Below are 21490 nucleotides of genomic sequence, written 5' to 3'. Positions count from 1 at the left end.
GCCACCGGCCCGCCCCCCTCGCATGACGATGTCCGCCCCGCCTCCTTCGCCGATCTCGTCGACGCCATCGACCTCGCGGTCGCCGTCCGCCGCCCTCAGTACGCCGATCGCTTCGATCTCGCGCTTGCGGGGCCAGGCCGGGGACGATGTCGAGGACCGCACGCTCTCGCTGCTGGAGCAACTGATCTCCCGTGCCTCGGTGACGCCGGATGACGCGGGTTGCCTGACGCTGATCGGCGACCGTCTGGCGGCCCTGGGCTTCGTGCTCGAGCGCATGGACAGCGGCCCGGAGAGCGCCCGGGTGCACAACCTGTGGGCGATTCGGCGCGGTCAATCGTCGGCCGCCCGCTGCCTGGTCTTTGCCGGTCACACCGATGTCGTGCCCACCGGGGACCTCGCCCGCTGGGCGAGTGATCCCTTCGTGCCGACCGTTCGCGACGGCCGTCTCTACGGCCGCGGCGCTGCGGATATGAAGACCTCGCTCGCCGCCATGGTGGTGGCGGTGGAAGACTTCGTGGCCGCCCATCCGTCGCATGCAGGCCAGGTGGCCTTCCTGCTGACCAGTGATGAGGAAGGCCCGGCCCGCGATGGCACTGTCGTGTGTGTCGAACGGCTGCGTCAGCGGGGCGAGCGGCTGGATTACTGCATCGTCGGCGAACCCACCTCGGTGGAACGGCTGGGCGATACGGTCAAGAACGGCCGTCGGGGCTCGTTGTCCGGACGGCTGCGGGTCATCGGGGTGCAAGGCCATGTGGCCTATCCGCATCTGGCGCGCAATCCGGTGCACCAGGCCGCACCGGCATTGGCCGAACTCGCCACCATGGTGTGGGACGCCGGCAATGCCTACTTCCCGCCGACCACCTTCCAGATCTCCAACGTGCAGGCCGGCACCGGCGCCGGCAACGTGATTCCGGGTGAGATGACGGTGGACTTCAACTTCCGCTTCTCCACCGAATCGACGCCCGACCAATTGCGCCAACGCGTCCACGCGCTGCTGGACGCACACGGGCTGGACTATGCGCTGGATTGGACCCTCTCCGGTGAGCCCTTCCTGACGCCGGTGGGCGAGCTGTCCGCGGCCCTCAGCGCCGCGATTGCCGAAGAGACGGGCGTGCAGACCGAGCTGTCGACCACCGGCGGCACCTCGGACGGGCGTTTCATTGCCAAGATCTGCCCCCAAGTGGTGGAATTCGGCCCGCTGAATGCGAGCATCCACAAAATCGACGAATACGTGCCGCTCGATCAGATCGCGCCGCTGACGCGCATCTACCGACGGACTCTGGAGAATCTGCTGCTGTGACGCTGCTGGAATTGATCGAGGCCCAGGCCGCCCGCCTCCATGAGGCGGGCGTTTCATTTGGGCATGGCACGACCAACGCCTTCGACGAGTCGGCCTGGCTGGTGATGTGGAAGCTGGGCGTGCCGCTGGATGCGCTCGACGCGCACGAGACGGACGTCATCGACGACGCCCGCTGCGCCGAGGTACAGGCGCTGGTGACGCAACGCATCGACAGCCGTCAGCCCGCCGCCTACCTGACCCGCGAAGCCTGGCTGCAGGGCGTGCCCTTTTATGTGGACGAGCGCGCCATCGTGCCGCGCAGCTTCATCGCCGAACTGATGGCCGATGCCACCATCGACGCATGGTTGTCCGACCAGACGACCCGGGTGCTGGACCTGTGCACCGGCAACGGCAGCCTGGCCGTGCTGGCGGCGATGGCCTGGCCCGAGGTGTCGGTGGATGCGATCGATCTGAGCGAGGACGCCCTGGCGGTGGCCCGCATCAATGTGGATCGCCATCAACTCGGCGACCGGATCCGGCTGCTGCAAGGCGACGGTCTGGCGCCCGCACAAGGTCCTTATGACCTGATCTTGTGCAATCCGCCGTATGTGAACAGCGCGTCGATGGCCGCCCTGCCCGCCGAGTACCGCGCCGAGCCCGAGCTCGCGCTGGCCGGCGGCGAGGACGGCATGGACTTCGTCCGCGCATTGCTGGCCCAGGCGCCGGCACAACTGACTGAACAAGGGGTATTGGTGCTGGAAATCGGCAATGAACGCGCATTCTTCGAAGCGGCCTTCCCGCAACTGGAGGCGGCCTGGTTGGAGACCTCCGCGGGCGATGATCAAGTGCTGCTGCTGACGCGCGACGCGCTGAAGGGGCTCGCATGATCACCTTGCGCGATGTGACGCTGCGCCGCGGCACCAAGATCGTCCTCAACGATGCCAGCGTCACGCTGCAGCCGGGCGAGAAGATCGGTCTGGTGGGGCGCAACGGGGCGGGGAAGTCCAGCCTCTTCGCCTTGCTGACCGATCGGCTGCAAAGCGACAAGGGCGAGGTCGACATTCCCCGCCAGTGGGCGGTGGGCGAAGTGGCTCAGCACATGCCGGAAACCGAGATGCCGGCGACCGACTTCGTGCTGGAAGGCGATGTCCGGCTCATGGCCGCGACCCGGGCCCTGGAAGAAGCGGATGCGTCCGGCGACGGCCATGCCATCGCCGAGGCGCATGCGATGCTGATGGATGCCGGCGTCTTCGACGCCCGCGCCCGTGCGCAGGCGCTGCTGATGGGCCTGGGATTCAAGGGCGCGCAGGTGGATGCGCCGGTGAACAGCTTCTCCGGCGGATGGCGCATGCGCCTGCAACTGGCGCGGGCGCTGATGTGTCCCGCCGACCTGATGCTGCTGGACGAGCCGACCAACCACTTGGACCTGGATGCGCTGGTCTGGCTGGAGGCCTGGCTGCAACGCTATGACGGCACGCTGCTGATCATCAGCCATGACCGCGAATTCCTGGATGCGATCACCAAGGTCACGCTGCACCTGGATGACGCCAAGCTCACCCGCTACGGCGGCAACTACACCACCTTCGAGATGATGCGCGCCGAGCGCATGGAGCAGCAGCAGGCCGCCTACGCCAAGCAGCAGGACAAGGTCGCCCATCTGCAGAAGTTCATCGACCGCTTCAAGGCCAAGGCCAGCAAGGCCAAGCAGGCACAGAGCCGGGTCAAGGCGCTGGAACGGATGGAAAAGCTGGCGCCGGTACTGGCTGCCTCGGATTTCAGCTTCGAATTCCGTGAGCCGCTGAACCTGCCCAACCCGATGCTGATGTTCGACGAGGTCTCGGTCGGCTACGACACCGACGAGGGCGAGAAGATCATCGTGCGCGGCATCGATCGTTCGGTGCTGGCCGGCCAGCGGTTCGGCATCCTGGGCGCCAATGGCCAGGGCAAGTCGACGCTGGTGAAAACCGTGGCGCGCATGCAGCGGGCCATGGGCGGCACGATCACCGAAGGCAAGGGCCTGTCGATCGGCTACTTCGCGCAGCAGGAAATGGATGTGCTGCGGCCCGACGAAGGCCCGCTGATGCACATGATCCGGCTGGCCAAGGAAGTCAGCCCCGGCGCGCGCGAGCAGGAGCTGCGCGACTTCCTGGGCCAGTTCCGCTTCGTCGGCGACATGGTCAACCAGGAAGTGGGCAGCTTGTCCGGTGGCGAAAAGGCCCGCCTGGTGCTGGCCATGCTGGTCTGGCAGCGCCCCAACCTGCTGCTGCTGGATGAACCGACCAACCATCTGGACCTGCAGACCCGCGAAGCGCTCTCGATGGCGCTGAACGAGTTCGAAGGCACGGTCATGCTGGTCAGCCACGATCGTGCCCTGCTGCGCGAGGTGTGCGACGAGTTCTGGCTGGTGGCGGGCGGCAAGGTCGCGCCGTTTGATGGCGATCTGGACGATTACCAGCGCTGGTTGCTGGACCAATCCAAGGAAGCCGCCAAGCTGGCGAAGGAACAGGCCAAGCAACAGGCGCGCCGGGATGCCGGCCTGCCGGTCGCCGCCCCGGCCCCGGTGGCGGCACCGGTGGCCGCGCCGACGCCCGCCGCCGCGCCGGCCAAGCGCGAAGACCGCAAGCTCAGCGGCCAGGCCCGTCAACGTCTGGCGGAGCAGACCCGTCCGCTGCGCAAGGAGATGGACCAGATCGACGCCAAGATGAAGGCCTGGGCCGACGAACGCGCGCGGCTGGAAGCGCAACTCGCCAGCGGCAGTGCCTCGCCGTCGCAGATCGTCGACGCCGGCAAGCGCCTGAAGGCGATCGCCGATGAGATCGAGACCGCCGAACTGCGCTGGCTCGAACTGAGTGAGCAGATCGACGCGATGCAAGCCGCCAGCTGAACGGCCTGCGGGCAGCGGTCCCGCGACTCATCGGCATCAAAGGAAAGCCCCGGCTCGCAAGAGTGCGGGGCTTTTTCTTTGTCACACGGATGAGTGAAGATTGGCAGAAGACGGACGCACCCGGGCCCGAAAGACCATTTCAGTTGTGTGCAATTCAATTGCGCGCTACATTTACACCCATGCCAAACAACAGCCCCACCCTCACCGCCGCGGACCGCGCCTCAGCGCCCGTCGAGTCGACGGATTGGCTGCTGCTGGATCAGCAACTGTGCTTCGCGCTCTATGCCACCTCGCTGGCGATGACCAAGCTCTACAAGCCGCTGCTGGGGCCGCTGGGCCTGACCTATCCGCAATATCTGGTGATGCTGGTGCTGTGGGAATCGGACGGTGTGGGCGTCTCGGAACTGGGGCAACGCCTGAACCTGGATTCCGGCACCCTGACCCCGCTGCTCAAGCGCTTGGAAAGCATCGCCTTGATCGCCCGGCGTCGGGACAGCAAGGATGAGCGACGCGTGGAGATCCATCTCACCGAGGCCGGCCGTGTCCTGCGGGCAAAGGCGGTCGGCATTCCCGAAGAACTGGCGTGCGCCAGCGCCTGCAGCCCTGACCAATTGCAGACGCTGACCCGGCAATTGCATGACTTACGCGGCCAGCTGCTCACGCATCTGGAACGCTCACCCGCCCCGGACTGAGGTCCGGATCGTTCACGCGTTCATCGCAACGCATCCGTTTATCCATCACCCACAAGGAGCGCCACATGGCCATCGAGAAAGCCCTCTACACCGCCACCGCCACTGCCACCGGCGGCCGCGCCGGCACCGCCCAATCGTCTGACGGTGCCCTGAAGGTCGACCTGTCGACGCCGAAGGAACTCGGTGGCGCCGGCGGTGCCGGCACCAATCCGGAACAGCTGTTCGCCGCCGGCTACTCGGCCTGCTTCATCGGCGCGATGAAGGCGGTGTCGGCTCGTCAGCAGATCAAGCTGCCGGCGGAAGTGTCGATCACCAGCGATGTCGCCATCGGCCCGCACGCCAACAAGGCCGGCGCATTCGGCATCGCCGTGGCGATGAAGATCTCCGTTCCGGGCATGGACCGCGCCGAGCTGGAAAAGCTGGTCGCGACCGCGCATGAAGTCTGCCCGTACTCGAACGCCACCCGCGGCAACATCGACGTCACGCTGACGGTGGTCTGAGGACCTTGAAGAAGCCGGGACTGCCCCGGCTTCGCGCTGCTCAGCCTTGCGCTTGAAGCAGCGTGAGCATCAGCTCAATGCGGGCCGCCCAGGGTGACAGGGCGGCCCCTTTTTCATGGGGCGCGCCGACGATGCGGCCCTGCGCACATCGCGTGGTTCGCCAGACCGGCACACCCGCCTCGCGCAGCGCCTGCAACGGCGCGTCCAAGGACTGGTGCCAGGTGCCGTTGCCTGTGCAGGCCAGCACCAGGCCTTGCAGACCGGCGCGGTGCCAAGCGGTCAACGCACGCGCATCGATGCCTGCATGACTGCCCAGGACTTCGACCCAGGGCCAGTCCTTGCCTTCATCCGGCAGCAGCGCGGTGCCCAGTGCGGTCCCGGCCGGCCAATCGCGAAACTGGCGCAGCGCGCCCTCCTCCACCACGGCCAGCGGTCCTGCGTCGGGCCCGGCGCCAAACGCATCCAGGCGATAGGTGTGCGTCTTGCGCAGCTCCAAGCCTGACCACACCTGGCCGGCGACCACCGCCACCACGCCTCGAACCCCATCCGTCCTGGCCACCGCGACCGCATCGAGCAGGTTCTGTGGGCCGTCGGCCTGAATAGCCGTGGCCGGCCGCATCGCCGCTGTCAGCACCACCGGCTTGCCGGGTGCCAGCACCCGCTGCAGCAGGTAGGCGGTCTCCTCCAGGGTGTCGGTGCCGTGGGTGATGACCACCCCTCGCACGTCGCTGCGCGCCAGATGCCGCTCGACACTGCGCGCCAGCCGGGCCCAGGTCGCGTGATCCATGTCCTTGCTGTCGAGCTGAGCCAATTGCTCGGCCTCGAGAGGCTGATCGGCCAGCGCCGGAATGGCAGCCACCAACGACTGCACCGAGAGCTGGCCGGCCTTGTAGCCGACGTTGTCCGTCGAACTCCCCGAGGCACCAGCGATGGTGCCCCCGGTCCCGATGATCACAATCTTTTGCGCGGCGCTTTGCAATTCAGCGTCTCCTGGATAAAAATACAGATCACTGGATGGATACTCAGGCCATCAGCGAACTTCCGGCTGCCTTGCCTACTGCCACCTGATGTCCCTGCCTCATGCAGATGCATCACTGCTTTGACCAGCGCTGCGGCACAGGTGACAGAGCAAAGGCATTTCCATCCATGACCCCTGACCACCAAAGGCTGCGCACGTGGATACACCCCCGAAACTCACCGCCCGCCAACAACAGATTTTCGACCTGGTCCGGCGCAGCATCGAGCGCACCGGCTCGCCACCCACTCGCGCGGAAATCGCGACCGAGCTGGGTTTTCGCTCCGCCAATGCCGCAGAGGAACACCTGCAAGCGCTGGCGCGAAAAGGCGTGATCGAATTGCTGGGCGGCACCGCACGCGGTATCCGCTTGCCCACACCGACGCTACGCGAAGTGAATCAAGCCCGCGAGCACCGCCAGTTTGCGTTGCCGATTCCCAACCTCGCGCAACTCACGCTGCCGCTGGTGGGTCGGGTCGCTGCCGGCTCGCCCATCCTCGCTGAGGAACATGTGGAGCAGCACTATAGCGTCGATCCCTCGGTCTTCTCCCGCACGCCGGACTTCCTGCTGCGGGTCAAAGGCATGAGCATGAAGGACATCGGCATCATGGATGGCGACCTGCTCGCAGTCCAGAAAACCAGCGAGGCGCGCAACGGCCAGGTGGTGGTGGCCCGTATTGGCGACGAAGTCACCGTGAAACGCTTCCAGCGGCATGCGGGCGGCATTCGTCTGCTGCCGGAGAATCCCGACTTCCAGCCCATCGACGTGCCGGCCGGCGATGAGAGCTTCGCCTTGGAAGGCCTGGCCGTCGGACTGATCCGGGCTGGATTCCATTGAGGCGAAACCGTCGACGCGAAACCGTCGACGCGTAATCGTCGACGCGTAACGGTCGGCGCGTAACGGTCGGCGCATAAAGGTCCATACCAAAAGGCCGACGGGTGACGGCGGACGCTTAAAGGTCGACGCTCAAAGTGCGGCTCAAGCCAATGCGGAGATGAAAGACGATGACGTCCAGTCCAGCAACGAGGGTCGCCCGCAGCAGCAGCAAAGCGGCATCGGCGGCAGAGTGCCGACACTTGCGCCAGATTCCCAACATCGGTCCTGCCATGGTGGCGGACTTCGAGGTGTTGGGGATTCGCTTGCCGGTCGACCTGGTCGGCGCCGATGCCTTTGCGCTCTACCAGCGCCTGTGCAAACTCACGGGGCAACGTCACGATCCGTGCGTGCTGGATACGCTCATGGCCGCCGTTGATTTCATGAATGGCGGTCCGGCGCGGGATTGGTGGAGTTATACCGCTGTGCGCAAAGCGCAATATCCTGACGTTTGAGCGCGAGGGTGGGCGAGCCCTGGCTTGCAACGCCTGGGGTTTCGAACTCCGTCGCCGCAGGCCCAGCCTAACCCTTCGTCTGAACGACGCAGTCAGAATTTGGTGCTGCTGCAATCTAGAGGCGACCGCCTCGCCAATCCGGCGGCCAATCCCTTGGCCGATGGGCTCCTGAATCCCATGGTCAACCCATCGGGTGAAGACGGTCAACCGAGGTGGAATTCCAAGCTGGAAACCTGGCTGGATTCGTCGCTGCCACCAAGCCGAGCCACCAGTTTCCTGCAACAGCCTCAATCTCAGGGTGAATGAGATATCCATGGTGCAGACCTCGCCCCACGCTCGTCAGGCGACCATCGAAACCCTTGGGCGATCGGAATGTAAAACCAAACCGCAAAAGAAAAAACCCTGTCGATTTGCATCGACAGGGTTTCAATGTTGGCGGAGTGGACGGGGCTCGAACCCGCGACCCCCGGCGTGACAGGCCGGTATTCTAACCAACTGAACTACCACTCCAGATACGGTGCTTTTCAGCACCGATATCATTCTCAAACAAGTTCGCAGACGTCGACTATTTTCGCATTCTGTCGGCGCTGGCAAACCGGAAAAACCGGCTTGAACAACTTGGCGTCCCCTAGGGGATTCGAACCCCTGTAGCCACCGTGAAAGGGTGGTGTCCTAGGCCTCTAGACGAAGGGGACATGTCCTTCTTTCAATGACTCAAAACTGCGCCCTCGTTCCATACAACAGCCCCGAAGAGCCATTCCGAGAAACTTGGTGGAGGTAAGCGGGATCGAACCGCTGACCTCTTGCATGCCATGCAAGCGCTCTCCCAGCTGAGCTATACCCCCGAATGCTTTCGCATCGATTCGGTACGCAGCCCGAGTCATCGACAATATTGGCGGAGTGGACGGGGCTCGAACCCGCGACCCCCGGCGTGACAGGCCGGTATTCTAACCAACTGAACTACCACTCCAAGATACTTGGCTTTGCAGCCATCGCATCAGTTTGATTTTCAACGATTCATTACTATAACTGAATTTTGGAGCAGTTTGGTCAAACTCGCTTCAATTTTCAGTCCAGTAATCAAGCCATGCGAACATGACGTTGAGTCTTGGCGTCCCCTAGGGGATTCGAACCCCTGTAGCCACCGTGAAAGGGTGGTGTCCTAGGCCTCTAGACGAAGGGGACAAAACCTTCTTGACTTGAACTGCGCGCCACCTGAGTCGCTCCGAAAATACATCCAGAGACATTCTTGGTGGAGGTAAGCGGGATCGAACCGCTGACCTCTTGCATGCCATGCAAGCGCTCTCCCAGCTGAGCTATACCCCCGGTGCCTCGACAGTCATCACACAGTAGAAGGGCCTTTGGAATCTCATCGGGGAGCTTATCGCTCCCCGTTCAGATTCGCTCAGACTCACTGCGTTTCAGAACCGTTTCTGACCGCGCTGTTCAAGCGAGAACGAGAGTATAGATCGAGTTTTAAACGGAACGCAAGCGGTTCACCAAAATTTCCTTGTCGAAGAGTTCCAACACCGCATCGACCGACGGCGTTTGCGCACGACCGCACACCAGCACCCGCACTGGGATGGCCAGTTGCGGCATCTTCAGACCGAAGGCACCGATGGTCTCCTTGATCGCGCCATTGATGGCGGCCTTGTTCCAGCCTTCGCCGTCCAGCGCGGCCAGCTTGTCGGCCAATGACCGAATCGCAGGCTTGACAGCCTCAGTGAGGTGGGTGGCGCGATCCTCGTCGGACGGCGACACCGGCGCGACATACATCGCCAGCCAGTCCGCCAGCACGACGGTGGTGGCACAGCGGTCCTTGTACAGCGCGCACATGGCCTCCAGCCGTGCCGGCACCGGCAAACCGCGCTTGGTCAACTGGGCACCGACCAAGGCCGCCAGACGTTCATCCGACGCTTGCTTGATGTAGTGCGCATTGACCCACTCCAGCTTGGCCGGATCCCACTGGGCGGGACTCTTGGAGATGTGCCCGCCATCGAACCACGACACCATCTGCTCGATGGTGAACAGCTCATCGTCGCCGTGGCTCCAGCCCAGACGGGCGAGGTAGTTCAGCATGGCCTCGGGCAGGTAGCCGTTGTCCTCGTACGCGGTGACGCTGACGGCGCCTCGGCGCTTGGACAGCTTCTGGCCGTCGTCGCCCAGGATCACCGGAATGTGGCCGAACTGCGGCAACGGTGCGCCCAGGGCATTGAAGATGTTGATCTGCCAGGGCGTGTTGTTGATGTGCTCATCGCCGCGGAAGACATGGCTGATCGCCATGTCCCAATCGTCCACCACCACCGCGAAGTTGTAGGTCGGCACACCGAGCGCGCCCTCGCCTGCAGCGGCATCGGCCGGACGCATGATGATGAGGTCATCGATCTCGCGGTTGTTGATGGTGATGGGGCCCTTGACCAGGTCGTCCCAGCTCACATCGCCTTCCAGCGGATTCTTGAAGCGCACCACCGGCTTCACATCCGCCGGCACCGGCGGCAGCGTCTTGCCGGGCTCCGGGCGCCAACGGCCGTCGTAGCCGGTCTTCTCGCCGCGCGCGCGCTGGCCTTCACGCATGGCTTCGAGTTCCTCGGGCGTGCAGTAGCAGTAGTAGGCCGTGCCGGCCGCGATCATCTGCTGCGCGACCTCGTGGTAACGCGCCAGGCGCTGCATCTGATAGATGGGGCCTTCGTCATAGGCCAGACCCAGCCACTGCATCGACGCGAGGATCTGCTCGACCGAATCCTGGGTGGAACGGGCGACGTCGGTGTCTTCAATGCGCAGCACGAACTGACCGCCGTGGTGGCGGGCATAGGCCCAGGAGAACAGCGCTGTGCGGGCGGTGCCGAGGTGCAGGAAGCCCGTCGGCGACGGCGCGATACGGGTGCGGATGGGAGTCTTGGTCATAGCGAGTTCAAGCCACGGGCCAGGTCGGCCTTCAGGTCTTCGATGTCTTCCAGGCCGACCGCGACGCGGATCAGGCCCTGCGTGATGCCGGCGGCCTGTCGCTGGGCCTCGGTGAGGCGTCCGTGCGAGGTGCTGGCCGGATGGGTGATGGTGGTCTTGGTGTCGCCGAGGTTGGCGGTGATCGAGCAGATGCGGGTGTGGTCGATCACATGGAAGGCGGCGGCGCGACCATTGTCCTCGGACGCTCCCTTGACGATGAACGACACCACCGCCCCGCCCTGCCCGCCTTGCTGGCGCATGGCCAGCTCATGTTGCGGATGGGACTTGAGGCCGGGGTAGTACACCCGCTCGATGGCCGGATGCGCCTCCAGCCATTCGGCCAGTTGCGCTGCCCCCGCCGTCTGCGCCTTCATGCGCACCGACAGCGTCTCCATCCCCTTGAGCACCACCCAGGCATTGAACGGTGACAGCGACATGCCCACACTGCGCATGACCGGCGTGAAGACCTCGTCGATGTGCTTGGCCGAGCCGCAGATCGCGCCCGCGATCACGCGGCCTTGCCCATCCAGGTACTTGGTGCCCGAATGGATGATGAAGTCCGCACCCATCTGCGCCGGACGCTGCAGCGCGGGTGAGGCGAAGCAGTTGTCGACGGCCAGCAGCGCGCCATGCCCGTGTGCGATCTCGGCCAGTGCGGCCACATCGCAGACCTCGGTCAGCGGATTGGTCGGCGTCTCGGCGAACAGCAGCTTGGTGTTGGGCTGCAGCGCGGCCTTCCATTCCGACAGGTCGGTCTGCGAGACAAAGGTCGTCTGCACGCCGAACTTGCCGAACTCGCCCTGCAGCAGCTTGATGGTGGAGCCGAACACCGAGCGCGAGCACACCACATGGTCGCCTGCCTTCAGCAGCCCCATCACCAGCAGCATGATGGCCGACATGCCGGAGGACGTGCCGATGCAGGCCTCGGTGCCTTCCAACGCCGCCAGGCGGCGCTCCATCATCATCACCGTCGGATTGGAGAAGCGGCTGTAGACGAACGCCTCCTCCTCGTTGGCAAACCGGCGCGCAGCAGTGGCCGCATCTGGATGGATGAAGGAGCTGGTGATGAAGAGCGCCTCGGAGTTCTCACCCCATGGCGTCGCTGGCAGGCCTTCGCGGACCGCCAGCGTATCCAGGCGCGCATCCTCCGGAAGGTTCACGCGGGGAATGCCGCCGACTTTGGCGGCCGGCTTCGCACCGCTGGCCACCTCGTGGCCGGTCGCCGACGGCGACGTAGGCTTCGACGCATTCGTCATCACTGGTCCCCGCCGCTTTGCAGCGCCAGGCGGCTGCGCGCGGGCAGGTCCTCCTCCTCGGCCTGCGACTTGCGCTGCTCGCGCATGGTGGCGAAGTCCTCGGCAGACACATCGCCGGTGATGTAGCGGCCGTCAAAGCACGAGGCCTCGAATCCATTCAGGCCCGGGCGCAGCGCGCCGACCACCCGCTTCATCGCATCCACATCCTGGTAGATCAGCGCGTCGGCGCCGATGAACTGGCGGATTTCCTCGATCGAGCGGTTGTGGGCGATCAGCTCCTCGGTCGTCGGCATGTCGATGCCGTAGACATTGGGATAGCGCACCGGCGGCGCGGCGGAGGCCAGGTAAACCTTCTTGGCGCCGGCCTCGCGGGCCATCTGCACGATTTCCTTGGACGTGGTGCCGCGCACGATCGAATCGTCCACCAGCAGCACATTGCGGTCCTTGAACTCCAGGCCGATCGCATTGAGCTTCTGCCGCACCGACTTCTTGCGCGTCGACTGGCCCGGCATGATGAAGGTGCGACCGACATAGCGGTTCTTCACGAAACCCTCGCGGTACGGCTTGCCGATGCGGTGCGCCAGCTGCATGGCCGACGGACGGCTGGATTCCGGAATCGGGATCACCACGTCGATCTCGCTGGGCGGGATGGTGGAGATCAGGCGCTGGGCCAGGGTTTCGCCCATGTTCAGGCGCGACTGGTAGACCGAAATGCCGTCCATCACCGAGTCCGGCCGCGCGAGGTAGACGAACTCGAACATGCAGGGATTGAGCGTCGGGTTCTCGGCGCACTGCTGGGTGTGGATGGTGCCGGCGGTGTCGATGAACAGGGCTTCGCCCGGGGCGACATCGCGCATCAACTGGTGGCCGGTGCCTTCCAGGGCCACGCTCTCGCTGGCAACCATCACCTCGCCATCCGCCGCCTGACCGAAGCACAGGGGACGGATGCCGTAGGGGTCGCGGAAGGCCAGCAGCCCATGGCCGGCGATCAGCGCGATCACCGCGTAGGAGCCCTTGATGCGCTTGTGCACCTCGCTGACTGCCTTGAACACCGAGGCCGGCGTCAGGGGCAGTTCGCGCGCGGCCAGCTCCAGCTCATGGGCCAGCACGTTGATCAGCACCTCGGTGTCGCTTTCGGTGTTGATGTGGCGACGGTCGATCTCGAACAGCTGATCCTTCAACGCATGCGCATTGGTCAGATTGCCGTTGTGGACCAGCACGATGCCGTACGGCGCATTGACGTAGAAGGGCTGCGCCTCTTCCTCGCTGTACGCATTGCCTGCGGTGGGATAACGCACCTGGCCCAGGCCCACGCTGCCAGGCAGCGCGCGCATGTTACGGGTCCGGAACACATCGCGCACCATGCCGCGCGCCTTGTGCATGAAGCACTTCTTGCCCTGCATGGTGACGATGCCAGCCGCATCCTGGCCGCGATGCTGCAGCAGCAGCAAGGCGTCATAAATGAGCTGGTTGACCGGCGCCTTGGAAGTCACACCGACGATGCCACACATGCCTAATCCTTCAATGCACTTGGAACGATGAGGGCTCGGACGCTTGTGGCGCCTGAGCCGGAAGATAGTCGTGCAGGGCCGCCGGCAACAGCGGTTTCACCTGCGTCAGCGCACCCTGCAGCCAGGGGGCGAGTTGAGAGTCGGTCCACGGTTCGGAGCGCACGGCCGGCGTCATGCCGACCACCACCGCCACCAGCAGCCCCAGCAGCACGCCGCGCACCACGCCAAAGGCCGCGCCGCCCATGCGATCGAGGATGCCCAGCGGCGTGGCATGGATCACCGCACGGATGAGCTTGGCGCCCAGACCCCACACCAGCAGCACCAGCATGAAGCCCAGCACCAGCCCGGCCGCATGCAGCAGCGTGGGGCCCAGACGGTCCGCCGGCAAGAACTGTTCGATGAACGGTGCCACGAAGGGGGCCGCGAAGTAGGCCACCACCCAGCCGACGATGGTCATCACCTCGAACACCAACCCGCGCCACACCCCCAGCAAGATGGAGATCACCAGCATGGCGAGCAAGGCGAGGTCGACCCAGGTCATCGCGATCTCAGAGGGTCAGCACGGCCGAGGACAACCCACCACCGCGCACCTTGGCGGCGACCTTGTCCGCCTCGTCACGCGAGCCGAACGGCCCCACCCGCACCCGGATGCGCTTGCCGTCGGCCGTCTCGACGGCCTGGGTGTAGGTCTTCAAGCCCATGCGCTCGACCTTCATGCGGGCGTCCTGTGCGGCCTTGGCGTCCGCATAGGCGCCGACCTGCACGATGAAGCGACCACCGGAAGCCGCTGCGGCCTCCGCGGCCTTGCGCTCTGCCGCCTTTTCTGCCGCCTTTTCAGCGGCGCGCCCGTCCAGCATCGCCTGCACGCGTGCGGACTCATTGGTGCGAGCGTCCGGGCGTGGCTCGGGACGAACCTCTGCGCGCGTCTCCGGCTTCACCGGCTTGGCGGGTTCGGCCATCTTCACGCGGGCCTCGGGTTTGGGTTCTGCGCGATGCTCCGCAGGCTTGTCGGCCGGGCGGTCGTTCGAGGACGGCGGCACGGCCTGTTGGGTGGACGGCGCCACCACCGGCGCCGGGTTCTGACGGGCGGCCGGCGGCGGGATCTCGCGATCACCGGCCATCTGCTCCGCCGTCTCATTGATGATGCCGCGACCGCGCTCACCCTCCGCATGCGGCGTTGGTGCGGTCGAAGGCTCAGCCTGGGCGGTGCGCACGGCCGGTGCGGGAATGCCCAGCGGCGCGGCGGCGTCCTTCTTGGGAATGTCGATCGGCAGGTCGACCGGGATCGGACGGGGCTGGGTCTCGAACAACAGTGGGAACACGATCACCGCCGCAGCCACCAACACGGCAGCCCCGATCAGGCGACGCCGGGCCCTGATGCGCAGTTGCTGGACGTCGTCGGTCGACTCGGCGGCGCGTCCCGCCTTCGCCGGCCGGGCGGTCTCGCCGGATTCACTGCGCTTCAGGAAGGACAACAGACCCATGTCGCTTGATTGCCAGGTTGTGGCCGTGAGCGTCCAGGCTTCGGACGCCGCACGACCGGAATGCAAGCGCCGGCGCCCTCGTCAGGCACCGGCGCGGAAAGCGGCCTCTTCCGATGTTCGGTCAAGGCCGCCGTCTTCAACTGCGTCAGTTTGAATTCAAGGTTCAGCGACGTTCAATGCGCATCGGAAGCCGTGTCGGATTCAGGCTGAACGCCGGTGCCCAGGCGCGGGATGCCGTCCTTGAGCACACCGCCCACCGTATAGAACGAACCAAAGACCAAAATTCTATCAGCGGGGTCTGCTTGAGCCGCAGCAGCGGCCAAGGCGTCGGCCGGGTTGGCATGCAGGCTGGTGGTCACGCCAGCGGGCGGCTTGAGCAGCCCCCGGGCCCGCGCCTCCTCGAATTGCCCCGTCAGCGCCTGGGCGGTCGCCGCACGGGCGATGGGCAGGTCGCAAAAATGCCAGTGGTCGATCAGCGGGGCGATGCGCGCCAGGATGTTGGCCAAGTCCTTGTCCGCCATGGCGCCGAACACCGCCCGGGTCCTCGGATAGAAGCCCATCTGGTCCAGGTTCTGCGCCAGCGCAGCCACCGCATGCGGGTTGTGGGCCACATCCAGCACCAGCATCGGCGAGCCCGGCACGACCTGGAACCGCCCGGGCAGCTCCACCAGGGCCAGCCCAGTCCGCACCGCCTGCGCGCTGATGGGCAGGCGGTCATACAGCGCTTCGAACACCGCCAGCACGCCGGCCGCATTCAACAGCTGGTTGACGCCCCGGAGCGCGGGATACGCCATGCCGCTGAATCGACGCGACCGGCCGGCCCACTGCCATTGCTGACGATCGCCGCTGTAGTTGAAATCACGGCCTAATTGACGCAGATCGGCACCGATCGCCTGTGCATGCGCGGCGATCGACTCAGGCGGCATCGGATCGGACACCACCACCGGACGCCCGGCGCGCATGATGTGCGCCTTTTCGCGGCCCACGGATTCGCGATCCGGGCCCAGGTATTCGGTGTGGTCGAGGTCGATGCTGGTGATCACGCTGCAATCGGCGTCGATGACATTGACCGCATCCAGCCGCCCGCCCAGACCGACCTCCAGGATCACCAGATCCAGCGGCTCGGCGGCCAGCCGATGCAGGATCGCCAGGGTGGTGAACTCGAAATAGGTCAGCGCCTGGTCGCCCCGGGCCGCTTCCACCGCCTCGAAATGAGGCACCAGGTCGGCCGCATCCACCGGCTTTCCGCCGATGCGGCAGCGTTCCTGGAAGTGCACCAGATGCGGCTTGATGTAGAGCCCGACCCGGTAGCCGGCCTGCAGCGCGATGCTTTCCAGCATGGCGCAGGTCGAGCCCTTGCCGTTGGTGCCCGCCACCATCACCACCGGGGTGTGTTCACCAAAGGTCAGGCCGAGCGCGTCGCGCACCTTGGCCACGCGAGCCAAGGTCATGTCGATTTCCTTGGGATGCAGCCGTTCGCAGTGCGCCAACCAGGCGTCCAGCGCTTGCTGAGCTTCAGGGGTCGAGGAGGAGTGTGCAGTGGAGGACATCGAGGTTCGCAGAAGCTGAGGGGGGCGATCGAACGAATGCGTCAGCCAGGACGGCCCGATCAGGCGCGCCGCCGGCCCGTCCGCGTCAGTGGATCCAGCATGCCGGGCTCACTGAAAGGACCTGGGGCCCGGCCACACCGCCTTCCTGGTCAGGACGGCTTGAGGCTGTCGATCGAACGATCGGGGCTTGTGTGAGCCAGGCCCGGTCGTTGGATCCCAGGACACTTGCAGATGAGGGCGAAGCGGCACAAATGAAGACGGCCAGACCGTTGCGGGTCTGGCCGTGCAGGCAGGGGGACCGGGCGGCCGCCACTGGCGACCGGTCCGGAATCAAGCGACGGCGTCGGCGCTTTGGCGCTGCAGCATGGCCAGGCTGCGGGCGATGACATCACGCAGCTTGCGACGGTCCACGATCATGTCGACCGCACCCTTCTCCATCAGGAACTCGGCGCGCTGGAAGCCGGCGGGCAGCTTCTCACGCACCGTGTTCTCGATCACACGGGGGCCGGCAAAGCCGATCAGCGCCTTGGGCTCGGCGATGACGATGTCACCCACGAACGCAAAGCTGGCGGACACGCCACCCATGGTCGGGTCGGTCAGCACCGAGATGTAGGGGAGCTTGGCTTTGGCCAGCCGGGTCAGTGCCGCATTGGACTTGGCCATTTGCATCAGCGAGAGCAAGCCTTCCTGCATCCGGGCGCCGCCGGTCGCGGTGAAGCAGATGAACGGAGTCTTCTGCTCCAGTGCCGCTTCCACGCCGCGCGCGAAACGCTCGCCGACCACCGAGCCCATCGAGCCGCCCATGAAGTCGAACTCGAAACAGGCGGCCACCACCGGCACGCTCATGACGGCGCCACCCATGACCACCAGCGCATCGGTCTCGCCGGTGGATTCCAGGGCTTCCTTGAGCCGGTCGGGATACTTCTTGCTGTCCTTGAACTTCAGCGCATCGACCGGCAGGATCTCCTGGCCGACTTCATAACGGCCTTCGCCGTCCAGGAAGGCGTCCAGACGGGCGCGGGCGCCGATCCGGTGATGGTGCGAGCACTTCGGGCAGACATTGACGTTCTGCTCCAGGTCGGTCTTGTACAGCACCGTTTCGCAGGACGGGCACTTGATCCAGAGGCCTTCCGGCACCGTGCGGCGCTGGTCGGGATCGGTTTGCTGGATCTTGGGCGGGAGAAGTTTCTCAAGCCAACTCATGGCGGGCTCCTTGGTTGTCACTGGGCGTCCGGGGCGCTGCGCGCCGGGTCAGGCGTCCAGCGCGGCGCGGATGTCTCGGATGAACGCCGCAGCCTGGATCGCGACATTATCGCGCGTCTGGGACTCGATCAGTTGGACGAGGGCCGAACCGATCACCACCGCGTCCGACACGCGCGCAACCGCCGCCGCGGTCTTGCCGTCCCGGATGCCAAACCCCACCCCCAGTGGCACGCTGATGTGGGCCCGCAGGCGGGGCATCGCGTCGGCCACGGCGCTTGTGTCCAGATGCCCGGCCCCGGTCACGCCCTTGAGCGAGACATAGTAGACATAGCCGCTGGCCATGCGGCCGATGAGCGCGACCCGCTCATCGGTGGAGGTCGGCGCCAGCAGGAAGATGGGGTCCATCGCCTGCGCCTTGAGCGCGGCGGCAAAGGCCACGCATTCCTCCGGCGGATAGTCCACCACCAGCACGCCGTCCACGCCGGCGGCCTTGGCCTCCAGGACGAAGGCCTCGGGACCGAAGCGTTCGATCGGATTGGCATAGCCCATCAGGACGATCGGCGTCTCGGCATCCCGGGTGCGAAATTCCCGCACGATCGCCAGCACATCGCGCAAGGTGATGCCCTTGGCCAGGGCCCGCTCGCTGGCGCGCTGGATGACCGGGCCATCGGCCATCGGGTCGGAGAACGGCACGCCGAGCTCGATCACGTCGGCACCGGCCTCGGCCATCGCCAGCATCAGCTCGACGGTGACGTCCGCGTAGGGATCACCGGCGGTGACATAGGGGATCAGGGCCTTGCGGCCTGCGGCACGCAGCCGGTCGAAGGTGGTCTGGATGCGGCTCATCGTGCAGCTCCGTTCAGCTCGGCGCCGCCCTTGACGGCATGGCCGGCCATGGACGGACGGTCGAAATAGGTGGCGCCCGACAAGTCGGCCACGGTGCCGATGTCCTTGTCCCCGCGGCCGGAGAGGTTGATCAGCAGATGCTGGTCCGGACGCATCGTCGGCGCGAGCTTGATCGCATGCGCAATCGCATGGCTGGATTCAAGCGCGGGGATGATGCCCTCGGTGCGGCACAGCCGGTGGAAGGCGGACAGCGCCTCCGCATCGGTCGCCCCGACATACTCGGCGCGGCCGATGTCCTTCAGGTAGGCATGCTCCGGGCCCACGCCGGGATAGTCCAGGCCGGCGGAGATGGAATGGGTCTCGATGATCTGACCCGCCGCATCCTGCAGCAGATAGGTGCGATTGCCGTGCAGCACGCCGGGCGTGCCGGCGGACAGGGTCGCGGCATGCTTGGGCGTGTCCACGCCATGGCCGGCCGCTTCCACGCCGATCAGGCGCACATCGGCATGCGGAATGTAGGGATAGAAGATCCCGATCGCATTGCTGCCGCCGCCCACGCAGGCGATGACCGCGTCCGGCTGCCGGCCGATCATCTCCGGCATCTGCACCAGGCATTCGTCGCCGATGATGCGTTGGAAGTCGCGCACCATCATCGGATAGGGATGCGGACCGGCCACGGTGCCGATGATGTAGAAGGTCGACTCGATGTTGGTGACCCAGTCACGCATCGCTTCATTCAGCGCGTCTTTGAGGGTCTTGGAGCCGGAATCGACCGGCACCACCGTCGCGCCCAGCAGGTTCATCCGGTAGACATTGGGCGACTGCCGCTTGACGTCCTCGGAGCCCATGTAGACCACGCATTCCATGCCGTAGCGGGCGCAGATGGTGGCGGTGGCCACGCCGTGCTGGCCGGCTCCGGTTTCGGCGATCACCCGCTTCTTGCCCATGCGCCGGGCCAGCAGCGCCTGCCCGATGGTGTTGTTCACCTTGTGGGCACCCGTGTGGTTCAGGTCTTCACGCTTCAGGAAGATCTGGGCGCCGCCCAGTTCCTCGCTCAGGCGGCGGGCGTGATAGATGGGGCTGGGCCTGCCCACGAAGTGAGCGAGCTCGTACTTGTACTCGCGCAGGAATTCGGGGTCGCGGCTGTAGCGGTCATAGGCCGCGTTGAGGTCGTCCAGCGCATGGACCAGGGTTTCGGCGACGAAACGTCCGCCGTAATAGCCCTGAGCCAGGCCGCCGGCCACCGGGCCGAAGCGTCCCTGGGCATCGGGTTGCGCATAGCCGGGCAGTGCCGCGGACAGTTGCTCGGGCGCCGACGAAGCGGCGGACGTGGAAGCGATCGTGGAAGACATGGGATGTCCCCTTGTGCAATAGGTGTGGCGCGACGCTCAGGCGCGCGCAGGTGCGGCGATCAGACGATCGGCCTCGCGCACGGCGTCGCAGAACTGGCGCATCTTGTCGGCGTCCTTGAGGCCCTTGGCGACCTCGACGCCGGAACTGACGTCAACGGCGCAGGGCCGGACCTTCCGCACGCCATCGATCACGTTGGCTGCACTCAACCCACCAGACAAAACGACCGGAGAGGGAACGCTTGGAGGCAGCAGTGACCAATCAAACACCTTTCCACCCCCACCGTAGCCGTCGACGAAGGCGTCGAGCAGCACAGCTTGGGCGCTGGAGAAACGATGGGCGAAGTCTAACAAATCAAAGCCCTCCGCCATGCGGGCCGCTCGCAAGTAGGGTCTCGCCCAGCGTGCGCACTGCTCGGGCGTCTCGTCGCCATGGAACTGCAGCAGCAACTGGGGCAGCGCCTGCAGCGCGGCATCGATCGTCGCCTCATCGGCATTGACGAACAGGCCCACCGGCGTCACGAACGGCGGCAGACGGCGCACCAGTTCCGCGGCTCGGGCCACCGTCACCGCACGCGGGCTGGGCGCATAGAACACCAGGCCGATGGCGTCAGCGCCGGCTTCAACGGCGGCGTCCACATCGGCCTCTCGGGTCAGGCCACAGATCTTGATTCGGGTACGGCTCATGAGGGTCATCTTCCAGGTCGATCCAGCGGGCGTCAAAGCGTGACCCGTGACCGGCCAAGGCCCGTTCAGGCACCGGTCAGGACACCATGACGGGCCAGGCGCGCGTCAGGGCAGCCAGTCCATGGCGGCGGTGCGCTGCGGCAATTCCAAGTGCGCATCGTAATAAGGGCCGACGAAGTAAAGCCCGTCAGGCGCGAAGGTCGGTGCCGCCGCATCGCGCGAGCGGGCGGCCAGCACCTCGTCGATCCAGCTGGCCGGGCGGTTGCCGGTGCCCACCGCGATCAGGCAGCCCATCAAATTGCGGACCATGTGATGCAGGAAGGCGCTGGCATCGAATTCAAAGCGCCAGTAGGAACCGCGCCGATGGACGTCGATCGCCCGCAGCTGCTTGATCGGCGAGGCGGCCTGGCACTCGGCGGAGCGGAAGGAGCTGAAGTCATGCTCGCCGATCAGCCGAGCGGCGGCGTCGCGCATCGCGTCCCCGTCCAGCGGGCGGAAGATCCAGCCGCAGGCGCCGCTTTCGATCGCCGGCCGGACATTGGATTCCAGCAGCAAATAGCAGTAGCGACGGCCGCGTGCCCAGTTGCGGGCATGGAAGTCGTCCCCTGGGAAGGCGGACCATTGGACGGCGATGTCGGGCGGCAGATAGCGGTTGGTACCGCGCACCCAGGAGAACGGCTCGCGCTCGACCGGCGAGTCGAAGTGGACGACCTGATTGAGCCCATGCACGCCGGTGTCGGTGCGCCCGGCGCAGATGGTGCGGATCGGCTGCGCGGCGAACTGCGCCAGCGCGGCCTCCAGACGGTCTTGCACCGTGCCGCCCCCCGGTTGGCTCTGCCAGCCCTTGTAGGCCCCGCCGCGGTAACTCACGCCCAGCGCCACGCGCATCCACTGCTCCGATTGCGATCCAGAAAAAGAAAAAGGCGCCCGGCCAGGCCGAGCGCCTTGTCGTGAACCAGCGC

General features: G+C 65.7%; 19 protein-coding genes and 6 tRNA genes. 7 read left to right on the top strand and 18 right to left on the bottom strand.

Going from position 1 to position 21490, the window contains the following annotated elements; translation table 11 throughout:
• Nucleotides 1-28: 28 nt before the first annotated feature.
• The 5 genes from dapE (at nucleotide 29) to N4261_RS10395 (ending at nucleotide 5355) form a co-directional block, all read left to right on the top strand.
• On the top strand, nucleotides 29-1300 hold the full coding sequence (dapE, locus tag N4261_RS10415) for a succinyl-diaminopimelate desuccinylase (protein ID WP_261760074.1): 1272 nt from the start codon (nucleotides 29-31) through the stop codon (nucleotides 1298-1300).
• Nucleotides 1297-2166 carry a 50S ribosomal protein L3 N(5)-glutamine methyltransferase gene (gene prmB, locus N4261_RS10410; protein ID WP_261760073.1) on the top strand — a complete coding sequence of 290 codons (870 nt, stop codon included), beginning with the start codon at nucleotides 1297-1299 and terminating at the stop codon, nucleotides 2164-2166. Before dapE ends, prmB begins: the two co-directional genes overlap by 4 nt.
• Entirely contained in the window at nucleotides 2163-4163 is a 2001-nt protein-coding gene (locus N4261_RS10405) for an ABC-F family ATP-binding cassette domain-containing protein (protein ID WP_261760072.1), read from the top strand. The genes prmB and N4261_RS10405 overlap by 4 nt, the downstream gene beginning before the upstream one ends.
• 179 nt (nucleotides 4164-4342) lie before the next feature.
• Nucleotides 4343-4855 carry a MarR family winged helix-turn-helix transcriptional regulator gene (locus N4261_RS10400; RefSeq protein WP_261760071.1) on the top strand — a complete coding sequence of 171 codons (513 nt, stop codon included), beginning with the start codon at nucleotides 4343-4345 and terminating at the stop codon, nucleotides 4853-4855.
• Between the two features lie 65 nt (nucleotides 4856-4920).
• Nucleotides 4921-5355, top strand: coding sequence for an organic hydroperoxide resistance protein (locus tag N4261_RS10395; protein ID WP_261760070.1), 435 nt, complete (start codon nucleotides 4921-4923; stop codon nucleotides 5353-5355).
• Between the two features lie 40 nt (nucleotides 5356-5395).
• Here N4261_RS10395 and N4261_RS10390 read toward each other — a convergent pair whose 3' ends face one another.
• Nucleotides 5396-6334 carry an asparaginase gene (locus tag N4261_RS10390; RefSeq protein ID WP_261760069.1) on the bottom strand — a complete coding sequence of 313 codons (939 nt, stop codon included), beginning with the start codon at nucleotides 6332-6334 and terminating at the stop codon, nucleotides 5396-5398.
• 196 nt (nucleotides 6335-6530) lie between these two features.
• Here N4261_RS10390 and lexA point away from each other — a divergent pair, with 196 nt between their 5' ends.
• Both lexA and N4261_RS10380 read left to right on the top strand, forming a co-directional pair.
• The gene (gene lexA / locus N4261_RS10385) at nucleotides 6531-7208 is read left to right on the top strand and encodes a transcriptional repressor LexA (RefSeq protein ID WP_261760068.1); all 678 of its coding nucleotides are present in this window, start codon (nucleotides 6531-6533) and stop codon (nucleotides 7206-7208) included.
• A gap of 167 nt (nucleotides 7209-7375) precedes the next feature.
• Nucleotides 7376-7699 carry a helix-hairpin-helix domain-containing protein gene (locus N4261_RS10380; protein ID WP_261760067.1) on the top strand — a complete coding sequence of 108 codons (324 nt, stop codon included), beginning with the start codon at nucleotides 7376-7378 and terminating at the stop codon, nucleotides 7697-7699.
• 433 nt (nucleotides 7700-8132) lie between these two features.
• On the opposite strand, the gene N4261_RS10375 is transcribed toward N4261_RS10380, so the two are convergent.
• From N4261_RS10375 to truA, 17 genes are all read right to left on the bottom strand, one after another.
• Nucleotides 8133-8209 (bottom strand) — tRNA-Asp (locus tag N4261_RS10375).
• 109 nt (nucleotides 8210-8318) lie between these two features.
• Nucleotides 8319-8394, bottom strand: a tRNA-Glu gene (locus tag N4261_RS10370).
• Between the two features lie 74 nt (nucleotides 8395-8468).
• Nucleotides 8469-8544 (bottom strand) — tRNA-Ala (locus N4261_RS10365).
• 48 nt (nucleotides 8545-8592) lie between these two features.
• Nucleotides 8593-8669, bottom strand: a tRNA-Asp gene (locus tag N4261_RS10360).
• Between the two features lie 139 nt (nucleotides 8670-8808).
• Nucleotides 8809-8884: transfer RNA gene (locus tag N4261_RS10355), tRNA-Glu, on the bottom strand.
• Nucleotides 8885-8949: 65 nt separating this feature from the next.
• Nucleotides 8950-9025: transfer RNA gene (locus tag N4261_RS10350), tRNA-Ala, on the bottom strand.
• A gap of 150 nt (nucleotides 9026-9175) precedes the next feature.
• Nucleotides 9176-10603 (bottom strand): glutamate--tRNA ligase, encoded by a 1428-nt coding sequence (gene gltX, locus N4261_RS10345; protein WP_261760066.1) that lies wholly within the window; start codon nucleotides 10601-10603, stop codon nucleotides 9176-9178.
• Nucleotides 10600-11898: an O-succinylhomoserine sulfhydrylase gene (locus tag N4261_RS10340; protein WP_261760065.1), complete on the bottom strand. Its 1299-nt coding sequence runs from the start codon at nucleotides 11896-11898 to the stop codon at nucleotides 10600-10602. The genes gltX and N4261_RS10340 overlap by 4 nt, the downstream gene beginning before the upstream one ends.
• On the bottom strand, nucleotides 11898-13409 hold the full coding sequence (gene purF, locus N4261_RS10335) for an amidophosphoribosyltransferase (protein ID WP_261760064.1): 1512 nt from the start codon (nucleotides 13407-13409) through the stop codon (nucleotides 11898-11900). Before purF ends, N4261_RS10340 begins: the two co-directional genes overlap by 1 nt.
• 10 nt (nucleotides 13410-13419) lie before the next feature.
• Nucleotides 13420-13950, bottom strand: a complete 531-nt coding sequence (locus N4261_RS10330; RefSeq protein ID WP_261760063.1) for a CvpA family protein — start codon at nucleotides 13948-13950, stop codon at nucleotides 13420-13422.
• A gap of 7 nt (nucleotides 13951-13957) precedes the next feature.
• Entirely contained in the window at nucleotides 13958-14893 is a 936-nt protein-coding gene (locus N4261_RS10325) for an SPOR domain-containing protein (RefSeq protein WP_261760062.1), read from the bottom strand.
• A 173-nt stretch (nucleotides 14894-15066) separates the two neighbouring features.
• Complete coding sequence (folC, locus tag N4261_RS10320) at nucleotides 15067-16443, bottom strand: bifunctional tetrahydrofolate synthase/dihydrofolate synthase (RefSeq protein ID WP_261760061.1); 1377 nt, start codon at nucleotides 16441-16443, stop codon at nucleotides 15067-15069.
• Between the two features lie 330 nt (nucleotides 16444-16773).
• Entirely contained in the window at nucleotides 16774-17646 is an 873-nt protein-coding gene (gene accD / locus N4261_RS10315) for an acetyl-CoA carboxylase, carboxyltransferase subunit beta (protein WP_261760060.1), read from the bottom strand.
• 48 nt (nucleotides 17647-17694) lie between these two features.
• Nucleotides 17695-18492, bottom strand: coding sequence for a tryptophan synthase subunit alpha (trpA, locus tag N4261_RS10310; RefSeq protein WP_261760059.1), 798 nt, complete (start codon nucleotides 18490-18492; stop codon nucleotides 17695-17697).
• Nucleotides 18489-19781 carry a tryptophan synthase subunit beta gene (gene trpB / locus N4261_RS10305; RefSeq protein WP_435532059.1) on the bottom strand — a complete coding sequence of 431 codons (1293 nt, stop codon included), beginning with the start codon at nucleotides 19779-19781 and terminating at the stop codon, nucleotides 18489-18491. Before trpB ends, trpA begins: the two co-directional genes overlap by 4 nt.
• Nucleotides 19782-19880: 99 nt before the next feature.
• A complete protein-coding gene (locus tag N4261_RS10300) occupies nucleotides 19881-20528 on the bottom strand; it encodes a phosphoribosylanthranilate isomerase (protein WP_261760057.1) in 648 nt (215 codons plus the stop codon).
• A gap of 105 nt (nucleotides 20529-20633) precedes the next feature.
• Nucleotides 20634-21416, bottom strand: a complete 783-nt coding sequence (gene truA / locus N4261_RS10295; protein ID WP_261760056.1) for a tRNA pseudouridine(38-40) synthase TruA — start codon at nucleotides 21414-21416, stop codon at nucleotides 20634-20636.
• Nucleotides 21417-21490: the final 74 nt, after the last annotated feature.

Source organism: Roseateles amylovorans (assembly GCF_025398155.2).
GTDB classification, from domain to species: Bacteria; Pseudomonadota; Gammaproteobacteria; order Burkholderiales; family Burkholderiaceae_C; genus Roseateles; species Roseateles amylovorans.
The sequence above is the reverse complement of the archived record's forward strand: the minus strand, read 5'-3'. Positions and strand labels throughout refer to the sequence as shown.